Source organism: Salinibacillus kushneri (genome assembly GCF_900111405.1).
Classification (GTDB): domain Bacteria; phylum Bacillota; class Bacilli; order Bacillales; family Alkalibacillaceae; genus Salinibacillus; species Salinibacillus kushneri.
Window position 1 is genome coordinate 164,813 of the sequence record NZ_FOHJ01000004.1, and the last position, 12,828, is coordinate 177,640.

Below are 12,828 nucleotides of genomic sequence, written 5' to 3' on the forward strand. Positions count from 1 at the left end.
AAATTAAAATTGCAATTTTTACATAAATCTGACAAAATATAGAGAAATATCATATGGTGGGAGCGAGTCAATTGCGGGAAGTACGCTTTGTAGAGTTACAAAAGAAACTATTTTATCATTTTGAAAAGGGAGACTTTGAACGTTCCTTGGAGATTATTCAAACAGCACACTCGGAATTTCCGGATCGGATTGATAAAACAAGTTTCTGGAAATGCTGTCTGTTATCTGTACAGGGAGATTTAGAAGGAGCGGTTGCAGAGCTTCAGTATGCCTTGAATAAAAACTATTGGTGGAACCCTCAACTATTGCTTCAATATCCTGATCTTAAGCCTCTTTATCATCATCGGTCATTCAAAAATATCGTAGAAGAGTGCCAATGTATTTTGGAGAGGGAGAGGGAGAAAGAAAAAGCTTCAGCAAAAATAATGACAATTGGTAATACCAAAGCGACCAGTAAACTTCTCATCCTGCATTGGCGAGGATCAAATATAAAGGATTTTTCACCTTTTTGGCTTGAGAGAGATGACATAACACATTATTCTTTCACCTTTCTACAATCTTCACAGCTTTTTGGTTATAACAGTTATTGCTGGGATGATTCAGCGATTGCCCGTTGTGATCTTCAACAGTCAATCGAAAAAATGGACCATAATGAAAATCCGGTAATTATAGGAGGAGCATCTCAGGGGGCAGCTTTAGCTATAGAGCATGCATTATTACAGGAATTATACACCTTTAAAGGTTTTATTGCCGTTGTACCTGCTATTAAGGATATAAATCGCTTTGAGGACATTTTAAAAAACCAAAGGCCAAACAATATGAAGGGTTTTATCATCACCGGAAAAAAGGATCATTACGTTGAAGCAACAAAAAAGTTTTGTTCGCTGTTAGAAAGGTATCATCTGCCTTTTAAACTTGTGGAAATCAAAGGATTGGGACATTTCTTTCCAGATAACTTTCAGAGTCTTTTAAGAGAAGCCATTGAATATATATCCAAGGAATGAGTGATGGCAACTTAAAAAATGGATCCGGAATCTATCAAATTCCCTGGAAAATCTATTATCACAGAAATTGATAGTATCAAGCTTAAATAAAAACTAACGGACTTTTATAAAACGCTTTCTTTACAACTTTAATATAGACAAATTAGGATTCAATTAAGAATAAGTATACAAACGTGTTTGAAGCCCTTCATAATAAATTCTATGAAGTCTAATTCAAAATGCTTGGTCCATGTTCTTGATAATATAATACTTTTAAAGAATTTTAGATTTAGAAAAATTAAGAAACGGAGAAACACAATGGGTATAAATGACATCATTGTAATCATCGTAGTCTGCTTTCTTATGTTAGGTGCAGTCGATCATATTATGGGAAATAAATATGGATATGGGAAGCAATTTACGGATGGCTTTATGGCCATGGGTACTCTTACTTTGGCCATGGTCGGCATTATCTCGCTTGCACCGGTAGTGACTAAAATATTAACACCTGTGATCACGCCGATTTATACATTTATTGGGGCCGATCCAGCTTCATTTGTAAACTCACTGCTTGCCCTTGATATGGGAGGCTACGCATTAGCGCAGGAAATGTCTCTTACTCATGAAGCAGAACTATTTGCCTGGGTGTTTTTAGGTACTATGCTGGGACCGACCATTGTCTTTACCATCCCTGTTGCACTTGGGATAATCAGGAAAGAGGACCATGCCGTATTTGCCAAGGGCATTTTAATTGGCATCATCACAATTCCAATAGGCAGCTTTACTGGCGCCACTGTTGCTGGATTAAATATGTCTATGATACTTCAAAACTTATTACCAGCGGTTATTCTTTCTCTGTTTATTGCTATAGGTTTATGGAAAAGGACGAATCAAATGATCAGGGGATTTAAAGTATTTGGAGAATTGATCAAAATCATGGCTATTGTTGGTTTAACAGCTGTTGCCGTTGAAACAATGACAGGCTACGTTATTATTCCCAATATGATACCGATCAGTGAAGGGTTCCAGATTGTCGGAACCATTGCTCTCTTCCTTGCTGGTGCCTTTCCTATGGTGACTTTTCTGCAAAGAGTATTAAAAAAGCCATTGGAAAAATTTGGTCATATTCTTGGTGTAAATGATACGTCCACAGCAGGACTCATTTCTTCTTTTGCCCATCACATTCCGATGTTTATGATTTTAAAAGATATGGATGAACGGGGGAAAGTAGTGAATGTTGCCTTTGCTGTCAGTGGTGCATTTGTGTTTGGTGGTCATCTGGGGTTTGTTGCTGGTATTGAGAAGGAAATGGTGTTTGCAATGATTGTTGGAAAATTAACGGGAGGAATTACGGCCATTATATTGGCGTTGTTGGTAATGAGAAAACAAACAGAATAATATAATGTTGTTTCAGCAGCCGTTAGGAATGGAATTAATCGTTCCAAGGTAGTAAAACTCCTTGAGAAACGAGAAGAAAAGGATGGAGAGAATCCGCAATCAGATAAAAAGCCGTCCTTTCTGGATAATGATTTAGATGATTAATAAAGACAGGGGAGATGAACATGTATAGCAGAACAATTCGTAATCAGGATGCAGAAAAGTTCATGGATTTAATGAGCAGAGTAGAGGCAGAATCCCTATATATGCTTTACGGAGCAGGAGAAAGAGAATTAAACCTGGCAAAGCAGAAGGAAATGATTGCATCCATGTTAAAAGCCGGAAATTCTACTATTTTAGTAGCTGAAGAAAACGGACAATTGATAGGTTATGCCATAGCAATAGGAGGAAGTTCACCCAGAAATCAGCATTCTGCCCATTTGGTTATTGGTATACGATCAGACCATCAGGGCAAAGGATTAGGTACTTATTTACTTGAAGAACTGGAGAAGTGGGCGGTTGATCATGGACTTCACCGTTTAGAATTAACGGTTGTAAACAAAAATACGTCAGCCATAGCTTTATATGAAAAAATGGGGTTTAAAAAAGAAGGAACAAAAATCGATTCCCTTCAAATTAATAGAGAATTTGTTGATGAATTCTATATGGCTAAAATTCTATCATAGTCGTTAGGTGATTTTTAATGGAGAAAAACATTTATGTAGTAAGACATTGTGAAGCTACAGGACAATCGAGTGACTCCCCATTAACAACAAGGGGATTTCAACAGAGAGAAGAGCTAAAATCTTTTTTTAAAGGAATACCAGTAAATCGAATTCTTTCAAGCCTTCTTTTGCGTGCCAGACAGTCAATCTCTCTCTTGGCCAGCGAACGAGATTTACCGCTCGAAATTGATGATCGATTAACGGAGCGAATCCTCAGCACAGTTTTTCTGAACAATTGGCTTGATAAATTAAAAGCAACTTTCTCGGACATGGATTTAGCGTATAATGGTGGTGAATCGAGTAAGGAAGCTATGAATCGTTCCATGGAAGTAGTGAAAGATGTACTTAATCGTGATGAGAAAAATACTGTGATTATCACCCATGGAAATTTAATGGCTCTCTTATTAAAAAACTTTGATTCAGGATTTGGCTTTGAAGAATGGAAGTCCCTCACAAATCCGGATATTTATCATCTTATTTTTAGAGATCAGAAAACGGAATTGAAACGTATATGGAACGGTTGGAATCTTTAACATAGGGGGTGATAAAGTGAAACATCTTTCTATTTTGGGCAAAATCAATGCAACTATAGGGATATTGTTTTTCACAGCAGGTATCATTATTTTAGTTATAGACGTAAACCAGGATACCTTCCTGCTTCATCAATCGATGGGGATTGCTTATCTATGTTTAGGTATATCTATCTTTTTATCTGGAAGCTTCTTTAAAAAGAAATCGAGACATAATTGAGGTGCTGTATGAAACTTTATGGAGAATTTACCAGCGAAGATTGGATGCGTATATTTGGCGTCAAGCAAAAAGATGTCCCGCACTCCTTTATATTACACGGTGAACGGGAACATGAGTGGAACCTCAATTATTGATTGGGATGATATAACGCCGAATGAAGATAAAGCTATAGATTACTCTGATTTATTATGGCCTTACTTTCAAACAAAAAGCTGGCCTGATTGGAATAGATTCATTACCAATATTACCGATAGTGAAAATAGTGAAAGATTAAATATTTACTTTAGAGCAAAGCTTTTTGATGAAGCCATTGATGTTCTGGCTGACTATATAGAAGCAGAAGAATTTAAAGAGGTGAAGGATCTTACACAGGAAAGAGCTAAGCGGTTCCACTTTAAAGCCTATCATGAATATAAAGAGTTCTATAAGACTTAGAGGAAGGGTTTTGAGTGTGACAGATTACATAGCGAAAAAATAGAAAGGTGGTGTTAATATGCTAAAAACGCAGTGCTTTTTCTGTAAAAAGGAATACACCATTGATTCCTATGACACACAATATAAGAAGTTAAAAAACAACCCCAAATCCTACTATGTCTGTAAAACCTGCAATCAATCGATGCAAAACGAAGCGAAAAAAGGCAGTGGAATCAATATTGATGACATTGATAAATATGACAAGTTTTTTCGTTAATGATCCTGATGGTACTAGATGCACGTTGGATGACTCCAAATGAATGAATACATATTTCTCATGTATCCCGAGGACTTAGAAGATCTCCTGCCTTTTTGTTAAGATAAACTGAAGAGCCATACCGACTTTTACATACTTCATTTTGATAAAAGGTGGTCTTGTAATACAGACATTTATATATATTTCTTTTCTTATTGCCTGGAGAAAATATAGGAAACATAACAGACCACGCAGAAATAAGCAGCAAAAAAGCCTAGAAGAGGCGAAAGCAGAAGAAAAGACAAAATCCCAGATTAAAATGAGTTTCGTTTCATCTTATGATTAGTATTGAATGTTAACATAGAAACGGATATTTATAAGTAAAGGAATGAGTTAATTATTCTATATAAAGGCAGGATTCTTTGATAATACTTAATAAATAAGAGGTTACAGTTATGCGAGATCGTGGCTCGGTAGTCATAATTGAAAATAAAAAGGTTGGACTTATAAAGAGAATAAGGGATGATTCTGTTTATTATGTTTTCCCTGGTGGTGGCATAAAAAAGGAAGAAACTCCAGAAGAAACCGCGAAGAGAGAAGCATTAGAGGAACTGGGAGTAGAAGTTAAGATCAAAGAATGTATGGCTAAGGTAGAACTCAACGGATCTCAATACTTTTTTCTGTCTGAGATAACAGGTGGAACTTTTGGAACTGGACAGGGAGAGGAATTTATAGACGATAATAAAGGAAAAGGAAAGTACTTACCTATATGGGTTGATGTTGAAAAGTTATCATCTATTAATATTAAACCAGCAGAAGTTGCATTAAAGATTCAATTTTTATGAAATGAATAAGGTAATTGCAAATAAAGTATTTTTACAAATGAGTATGTTAGAAGCTAAAGGAAATCGAAAGGGAGAAAATAATGAATAATGACCTAAAGAATCAACTAAAAGCGTTAGAAGAAACTCACATAAATTTGGAAGTACGTAAAAGCAGTGAAGAATTAGATCAATTGCTTGCGGATAATTTTTGGGAAATTGGGAGTTCAGGAAGGATTATTGGCAAAAAAGAGTGTCTTGAAAGTGGCGTTGTTTTAACAGAAATGACACTGCATAACTATGAAATATATCCACTGGCCTCCGATGTAGTATTAGCCACTTATTACATAAGCGATAAAACCAGGAAGCGCAACACCCTTCGAAGCTCAATATGGAAACGTATGAATGGAAGATGGCGGCTTTATTTCCATCAAGGTACGGTAACTGACATGGAATTAAGTGAAGTGTTGAATACATAATTTTTGGTGCCATCCGCTCGAGACTACCTCATGGTTGTAGCTATCATCGTTCTTATGCTCATCACAGGCCTTTTTGTTGAGAATACAAGTAAAAATAAATAGGTGTGAAAAATCGGTTATAAAGATTCTTGATGCATTATGAACAATGATGGGCTCATCTCATGACTTTTATGTGTATAATGGTCCATAAGAGGGGACTGACTCCAAAATAATAAACAACTCGGGGGCTGAATGATGAAATTATTACTTGTAGAAGACGATCGCACCATTGCCAATGGTCTTGAATATTCACTTCAGCAGGAAGGCTATGACACGATTCACAGATCCAATGCTATAAGGGCAAGGCAGGTATTATCCGAGGAGATCGATACGATAGATTTATGTTTATTTGATTTAGCTTTACCAGATGGAAGTGGGTATGATTTGTGTGAGTTTGTAAAAGGGAGAAGAGATATTCCGGTCATATTTTTAACAGCCTATGATGATGAGGTCAATGTGGTGATGGGACTTGATATGGGGGCAGACGATTATATTACTAAGCCCTTTCGTGTACGTGAGTTATTATCAAGGATTAAATCAGTTTTACGTAGATACCACAAGCAAAATCAGTCCAAGCGGGTTATAGAAATAGGTATGATTCAAATTAATACATTAGAGGGCAAAGTCTATAAAAATGCTAAAGAAATTTCATTAACTGCTTTAGAGTATCGTTTACTATTAATTCTTGCAAACCATGTTGGACAAGTTCTTTCAAGGGATCAGCTACTAGAAAAAATTTGGGATATAGCTGGTGATTTTGTGAATGATAATACGTTAACCGTCTATATTAAACGATTAAGGGAAAAGTTAGAGGATAACCCTCAATCTCCGAAGATTATTCAAACTGTTCGTGGCCTAGGATATAAGGTTGGTGATTAGGTTGTTAAGGAATAAAGAAATACAAATTTTCCTGGTTACGGTAGGTTTGATTAGTCTTCTGTCCATCGGAATAGCGGCATTCTTTTCGACTTTGACTAGTGTCATCCTCATTCTAATTACTTCTATTTTATTCATTAGTACTGCAATCATTTTTACATATTGGAGATACCGTGAAATTGAAAAACTTTCACAATACTTAAGGAATATAGGTAATGGTGACTATTCCCTCGATGTTCGTGACAATAGTGAAGGGGAACTTAGTATTTTAAAAAATGATATTTATAAAATGACCTTAATGTTATCTGAACAGCAGTCCCTACTTAAGAAGGATAAAATATTGCTTACTGATGCTATTTCAGATATTTCCCATCAGCTTAAAACACCCATTACCTCGATGATGGTCATGTCTGATTTATTAAGCGATGTTGACTTAAGTAAATCAAAGCGAAAGGAATTTACAAACAATATTCGCTTCCAACTAGAGAGGATAGAATGGCTAGTTTCCTCTTTATTAAAACTTTCTAAAATTGACGCAGGGACGATTTCATTTAAAAAGGAAAAAGTTGTTGTGAAAAATCTAATTCAAAAAGCAGTGGATCCTTTCTTAATTCCAATTGATATTAAGCAACAAACATTACAAATTTCTGGGGATGAACGTATTTCTTTTATCGGTGATTTTAATTGGTCAACTGAAGCGATTATAAATATTTTAAAGAATTGTGTGGAGCATACCGAGGAAAATGGAGAACTCCATATTTCTTTTTCAGAAAATGCTTTATACACAGAAATTGTTGTACAAGATAATGGCAAAGGTATACCTAAGGAAGATCTTCCGTATATTTTTCAACGTTTTTATAAAGGTAAAAATGCAGGCGATGATAGTATTGGTATCGGTCTTGCTATGGCCAATAGTATAGTTACTGCACAACAGGGAGATATTGAAGTAGAAAGTACTATTGGGCAAGGTACCACGTTTCGGATCAAATTTTTTAAACAGATTATATAGTCATGAAATGCATGAACAAAGGCGGAAGCACCCGTTTGTCCAGCTACGGCTCCTAGGTCAAGACGGATATAAGCCAAAGCCATTCGGTGGCCAAAATTATTTCACTCCATGTCTTCGTCTTATCCCGCATGACCTAAACAGTCACCTTCGCTTTTCTATTAGCGACGTACGGACTGGACTGAGCCGGAGGAAATAAAGGAAACACGACGAACCTGTGAGTCGATGTTGACTTATCGGACGGAGGTGAAGGAAGTATCGCTAGTCGCTGGGCGCTGGAGCCGGACGTGGCCTCTCCTTATTTTTTATCCACAAATCCGTGATTTTATAATTTCCTAGACATGTAGAAAGGAAGGTGACAAAATTGTCACCTTCTTAGTCACCTTCATGTCACTTTGGACAGGTATATTGATTGTAACAACAAATTTAGGAGGTTTTTAACGTGGAAATCTTGAAAATAGAAAATCTGTCTAAAGTGTACGGTAGAGGAGAAACAGCAGTAAAAGCATTGGATGATGTATCTTTTTCTGTTAATAAAGGTGAATTTGTGGTAATTATTGGACCATCTGGTTCCGGGAAATCAACGTTACTTCATTTACTTGGTGGAGTAGACCGACCAACAGAAGGTAATGTGATTGTTGATAATACAAATATTTACCAGTTAAACGAAACACAATTGGCGATTTTTAGACGAAGGCAAATAGGGTTGATTTATCAATTTTATAACCTGATCCCTATTTTAACTGTACAAGAAAACATCACTTTACCCATATTGTTAGACGGGCACAAAGTCGATGATCAGCATTTAAAAGAAATTGTTCAGACATTAAATATTGAAAATCGACTAACACACTTACCAAACCAACTTTCAGGTGGTCAACAGCAACGGGTTTCTATTGGACGGGCGCTGATTAGTAATCCCGCGATGATGCTAGCAGATGAACCAACGGGTAACTTAGATAGTAAAAACAGTAACGAAATCATCAATCTGTTAAAAATGTTTAACAAAAAATATAATCAAACATTAATTGTCATTACACATGACGAACGAATTGCATTGCAAGCAGATCGTGTGATTTCGATTGAAGATGGAAGGATTGCCAATGATGAGGTGATTCGTCCATGAATATCATCAACAAGCTAACGATCAGGCATTTAAAGGAAAACAAGAAACGAACACTTGTTACTGTCTTTGGCGTCATTATCTCTGTTGCGATGATTATGGCAGTTGCAACTTTGGCCGTATCATTTCTTGATTTAATGAAGAGACAAGTCATGGCTCAAAACGGAGAATGGCATGTTTTATATGAAAATGTTAATGAAGATCAGTTAGACGCTATTGAAAATGATGATGATACCAAAGAAGTTATTATCTCTAGAGACCGTGGCTATGCATTGTTTGAATCACAAAATGAATATAAGCCATATTTGTTTGTCAAGGAATATAATAAGAAGGGTTTTGATCATTTTCCGATTGAACTTAGTGACGGAAGACTGCCACAAGCAGAAAATGAAGTTGTTATTTCAGAACACATCGAAACAAACGGCGGTGTCGACTATGAAATTGGTGAACAATTAACACTTGACGTTGGACAACGTTTTTTAGCAAAAGGTAGCCAGGAACAGACATTTGGACAATCAGATGCTCTACAAACGGAAGAAGATGAAGTTACTGAAACAATACAAAATCAAGAAACGGAAACCTATACCATTGTGGGTGAGATCGAACGGCCGACATGGGAACCAACGTGGGCTCCGGGATATACAGTTATTAGTTATTTGGATGAAGGGACTATTAGCGCGAACGCGACTGTGAATGCGTCAGTCATTTTAAATAACGTTAATCATTCAATATTTGATGATGCGAAAGAATTTGCAGCTGAACACAATATAGACTCGGTTTCCTTCCATAATGAATTACTAAGATATTATGGGGTGACAGACGATAGTGGCTTAAGAACAATGTTGTTTTCACTATCTGGGATTATTATTGCACTCATTGTAATCGGCTCAGTGGCTTTAATTTATAACGCATTTGGGATTAGTGTTTCAGAGCGTGCCCGTCATTTAGGTATGTTAAGCAGTGTAGGTGCAACGAAGAAGCAAAAACGAAATTCCGTTCTGTTTGAGGGGCTTGTTGTTGGTACGATTAGTATCCCTATTGGAATTGTAGCTGGCCTTGTTGGTATTGGGGTTACGTTTACGTTCATTAATTCACTTATTGAAGGTGCGCTAGGAATTGAGCAAGGACTGCATCTAACGGTCACACCAATATCGGTATTAATAGCATGTAGTGTTTCGTTGATTACGATTCTGATATCCAGTTATTTACCGGCTCGTAAAGCATCACGCATTTCTGCGATTGATGCAATCCGTCAAACACAGGATGTGAAACTTTCCGGTAAAAAAGTAAAAACGTCTAAGCTAGTACGAAAGCTATTTGGCATAGAAGCAGAAATTGGGTTAAAAAATTTAAAACGCAATAAGAAGAGATATCAGGTTACTGTATTTTCCCTTGTAATTAGTATTGTGCTGTTTTTATCTGTAACCTATTTTACGGATAACTTGAAAAAATTGATTGAGATTACACAAAGTGGGATTAACTATGATATTTCAGTATCTACCAGCCAGGGAAGTGAAGAGAATAATAAGCTGATGAAGTCTTTTGCGAAACTGCCTAATGTAAAAGACTCTGCGATAATAAAACAGGTATATCTTTCTACATGGATAGACGAGAAAAGAATTGCTGATTCTTTGCAGGATACAGCAAAAGAAAATCCAGATATGCTTAAGAATGACAAATTTAATTACAAGGTAAAAGTGGTAGGATTAGATCAAAACAGCTTGGAGGATTATGCAGAAAAAATTGGGGTGAATGCAGAGGAATTACAAGATTCAGAAAATCCATCTGCCATTGTAATTAACAAAATTAATTATCGAGACCCAACTAAAAATAAGTTTGTAGAAACGAAGTCTATCGATGCTGAAGTTGGGCAAAAACTTGAATTAATATATGCAGGTGACCAATCAGGAAAAAGAACAGTGGAAATTGGAGCATTGACTGGCGAACTTCCAATGGGTGTTGATACTGGCGGGTTAGGAAATTTAACGATTATTGTATCTGGTAACGAAATGGAAAAAGTTATTCCAGATAATTTCACTGGACAGCCTAGAACTAACCTTTATCTAACATCGTCAGATCCGATGGCAACACAGAAGCAAATGGAAGAACTGAATACGACCAATATGCATATTTACAACGTATACCAGAGTAGACAGCAGGAAGAACAAATGACGTTATTGATATCTGTATTTACCTATGGATTTATTGCACTAATTACGGCCATATCTGTTGCCAATATTTTCAATACAATTTCCACAAGTGTTGCTCTTCGCACACGTGAATTTGCGATGCTTAAGTCAATTGGTATGACACCAAAAGGTTTTAATAAAATGATTAATTATGAGAGTATTTTTTACGGAGTTAAAGCATTACTATATGGCATTCCTATTAGCATAGCTGTTATGTATTTGATCTACCGGTCATTGATGAATACCTTTTCCTATGGATTCACGCTGCCGTGGCTTGACATACTATTTGTCATAATAGCAATTTTCATCATCGTAGGTGTCACCATGTTATATTCAAGTGCAAAAGTGAAAAAGCAAAATATTATCGATGCATTAAAACAGGAAAATATATAAAGAAAAACAGGCCCTATGGCAGGGTCTGTTTTTCTTTCTTTACGAAAGTATTGACAAGTATTTCCCCAGAGCCTGCATTTTATCGAATAATGAAGAAATTGAGCAGGATATTTATAAATGAAAAACAGAGCACACCCAAATGGGTATATGTAAACAACAGCATCCTTCTATCTAAAATCGTTCCCCCTATCACTGTTGGTAAACATATTATGTAATGAAACAAAATCCTTATTATGTTTCATCATGAAAACAGAATGAAAGCTTTATATAGCAATACTTCATGGCCATTATCATAAAATAGGATAATATGGTATAATACATATTGAACAAATACGTTCATCAAATTTATGGTAAATAATTGATTGTTAATAGCTCAAAATTACCAAAAATAAATAGTTTTATAGAAGGCGATTCTAAGAAAATGAGACGGATAACTGCACGGGAAGGATTCATTCATTTTCGCTGAGAGCTTACATATAATGGGAGTGTTAGAATGAACAAAAAACCATATGCCGAACATGTCTATCTGTCTGATGGAGAATACATGTATTTAGTAAAAAAGTATGGTGAATATGAATTACAGAAAAAAATTAGGGAATTGAATCAATCGAAATTACGGAATCCGAAACGAATAGGAGACATTAAATCCGATTTTCACGCAATCATTAGCAAAGGGATGCAAACCGTCGAACCTATTCGGGATCGATTTTTAATTGAAGAGATGAAACGGGAATTGAAAAACAACTCAGAACGAAACTATTTTTTATTTGTTATGGGTATTAATACAGGTTTGCGCATTAGTGATTTGCTTCCACTTCAAGTAAAGGATGTAAGGAATCAAACCCATATTACATTAAAAGAAACCAAAACCAGGAAGAATAAACGATTTTTATTAAATGCGGAATTACGGGGGATCATTGCAAGCTATATTCAAAAGAAGAATGATGAAAATTATTTATTTCCCTCTCACAAAACCGATTTACCTTTACAGCGAATCCAGGCCTATAAAGTATTAAATCAGGCAGCCAAAAAAGTCGGAATCCAAAACTTTGGCACACATAGCCTACGGAAGACATTTGGTTTTTGGCATTACACGATGAATCGAAATGTTGCTTTATTACAGGATATTTTCAATCATTCTTCACCTGAAATTACCCTTCGATATATCGGGATTAATCAGGACATCGTTGATCAAAGCCTGGAACATTTTAGTTTGTAAATGTTTGAATTGTATTGACAACTTTAAAAAGCATCGTTAAGATGAAATTAAATTGAATATGATTTTTACGAACCACTAGGGGTGCCTTATAAAGGCTGAGATTAAAGTGAGAACTTTAAGACTCTTAGAACCTGATCTAGTTCATACTAGCGTAGGGAAGTGGAAAGGCTTGCATTTA

At 35.9% G+C, this 12,828-nt stretch carries 14 protein-coding genes and 1 riboswitch; all 14 genes read left to right on the top strand.

Translation table 11 applies throughout. The features are described 5' to 3' along the window. The first annotated feature begins 71 nt into the window (after positions 1–71). The 14 genes from BMX63_RS07425 to BMX63_RS07490 all read left to right on the top strand — a co-directional run bounded on the left by BMX63_RS07425 (position 72) and on the right by BMX63_RS07490 (position 12,650). Positions 72–1,004, top strand: coding sequence for an alpha/beta hydrolase (locus BMX63_RS07425; protein ID WP_093133537.1), 933 nt, complete (start codon positions 72–74; stop codon positions 1,002–1,004). 297 nt (positions 1,005–1,301) lie between these two features. After that, positions 1,302–2,381: an ethanolamine utilization protein EutH gene (gene eutH / locus BMX63_RS07430; RefSeq protein ID WP_093133540.1), complete on the top strand. Its 1,080-nt coding sequence runs from the start codon at positions 1,302–1,304 to the stop codon at positions 2,379–2,381. A gap of 164 nt (positions 2,382–2,545) precedes the next feature. After that, a complete protein-coding gene (locus BMX63_RS07435; protein WP_093133543.1) occupies positions 2,546–3,046 on the top strand; it encodes a GNAT family N-acetyltransferase in 501 nt (166 codons plus the stop codon). Between the two features lie 17 nt (positions 3,047–3,063). Then, complete coding sequence (locus tag BMX63_RS07440) at positions 3,064–3,618, top strand: histidine phosphatase family protein (protein WP_093133545.1); 555 nt, start codon at positions 3,064–3,066, stop codon at positions 3,616–3,618. Between the two features lie 16 nt (positions 3,619–3,634). Continuing rightward, positions 3,635–3,835 (top strand): hypothetical protein, encoded by a 201-nt coding sequence (locus BMX63_RS07445; RefSeq protein ID WP_093133548.1) that lies wholly within the window; start codon positions 3,635–3,637, stop codon positions 3,833–3,835. 111 nt (positions 3,836–3,946) lie between these two features. Further along, positions 3,947–4,270 (top strand): hypothetical protein, encoded by a 324-nt coding sequence (locus BMX63_RS07450; protein WP_093133551.1) that lies wholly within the window; start codon positions 3,947–3,949, stop codon positions 4,268–4,270. 58 nt (positions 4,271–4,328) lie between these two features. Next, on the top strand, positions 4,329–4,526 hold the full coding sequence (locus BMX63_RS18835; RefSeq protein WP_093133553.1) for a DUF2197 domain-containing protein: 198 nt from the start codon (positions 4,329–4,331) through the stop codon (positions 4,524–4,526). A gap of 434 nt (positions 4,527–4,960) precedes the next feature. After that, positions 4,961–5,350, top strand: a complete 390-nt coding sequence (locus tag BMX63_RS07460; protein WP_093133556.1) for an NUDIX hydrolase — start codon at positions 4,961–4,963, stop codon at positions 5,348–5,350. An 80-nt stretch (positions 5,351–5,430) separates the two neighbouring features. Beyond that, entirely contained in the window at positions 5,431–5,805 is a 375-nt protein-coding gene (locus BMX63_RS07465; RefSeq protein ID WP_093133558.1) for a nuclear transport factor 2 family protein, read from the top strand. A gap of 234 nt (positions 5,806–6,039) precedes the next feature. Beyond that, positions 6,040–6,723 (top strand): response regulator transcription factor, encoded by a 684-nt coding sequence (locus BMX63_RS07470; RefSeq protein ID WP_093133561.1) that lies wholly within the window; start codon positions 6,040–6,042, stop codon positions 6,721–6,723. Between the two features lies 1 nt (position 6,724). Further along, positions 6,725–7,729, top strand: coding sequence for a sensor histidine kinase (locus BMX63_RS07475; RefSeq protein WP_093133563.1), 1,005 nt, complete (start codon positions 6,725–6,727; stop codon positions 7,727–7,729). 439 nt (positions 7,730–8,168) lie between these two features. Next, positions 8,169–8,852 carry an ABC transporter ATP-binding protein gene (locus BMX63_RS07480; RefSeq protein ID WP_093133566.1) on the top strand — a complete coding sequence of 228 codons (684 nt, stop codon included), beginning with the start codon at positions 8,169–8,171 and terminating at the stop codon, positions 8,850–8,852. Beyond that, positions 8,849–11,431, top strand: a complete 2,583-nt coding sequence (locus BMX63_RS07485; RefSeq protein ID WP_093133570.1) for an FtsX-like permease family protein — start codon at positions 8,849–8,851, stop codon at positions 11,429–11,431. Before BMX63_RS07480 ends, BMX63_RS07485 begins: the two co-directional genes overlap by 4 nt. Before the next feature lie 676 nt (positions 11,432–12,107). Next, a complete protein-coding gene (locus BMX63_RS07490; RefSeq protein ID WP_093134077.1) occupies positions 12,108–12,650 on the top strand; it encodes a site-specific integrase in 543 nt (180 codons plus the stop codon). Positions 12,651–12,717: 67 nt separating this feature from the next. Next, a riboswitch (TPP riboswitch) is annotated at positions 12,718–12,825 on the top strand. Positions 12,826–12,828 lie beyond the last annotated feature (3 nt).

Excerpts from the sequence above, each read along its gene's own strand:
- eutH (WP_093133540.1), top strand. The coding sequence starts at position 1,302 with ATGGGTATAAATGACATCATTGTAATCATCGTAGTCTGCTTTCTTATG.
- BMX63_RS07435 (WP_093133543.1), top strand. The coding sequence starts at position 2,546 with ATGTATAGCAGAACAATTCGTAATCAGGATGCAGAAAAGTTCATGGAT.
- BMX63_RS07440 (WP_093133545.1), top strand. The coding sequence starts at position 3,064 with ATGGAGAAAAACATTTATGTAGTAAGACATTGTGAAGCTACAGGACAA.
- BMX63_RS07450 (WP_093133551.1), top strand. The coding sequence starts at position 3,947 with ATGAGTGGAACCTCAATTATTGATTGGGATGATATAACGCCGAATGAA.
- BMX63_RS18835 (WP_093133553.1), top strand. The coding sequence starts at position 4,329 with ATGCTAAAAACGCAGTGCTTTTTCTGTAAAAAGGAATACACCATTGAT.
- BMX63_RS07460 (WP_093133556.1), top strand. The coding sequence starts at position 4,961 with ATGCGAGATCGTGGCTCGGTAGTCATAATTGAAAATAAAAAGGTTGGA.
- BMX63_RS07465 (WP_093133558.1), top strand. The coding sequence starts at position 5,431 with ATGAATAATGACCTAAAGAATCAACTAAAAGCGTTAGAAGAAACTCAC.
- BMX63_RS07470 (WP_093133561.1), top strand. The coding sequence starts at position 6,040 with ATGAAATTATTACTTGTAGAAGACGATCGCACCATTGCCAATGGTCTT.
- BMX63_RS07485 (WP_093133570.1), top strand. The coding sequence starts at position 8,849 with ATGAATATCATCAACAAGCTAACGATCAGGCATTTAAAGGAAAACAAG.
- BMX63_RS07490 (WP_093134077.1), top strand. The coding sequence starts at position 12,108 with ATGCAAACCGTCGAACCTATTCGGGATCGATTTTTAATTGAAGAGATG.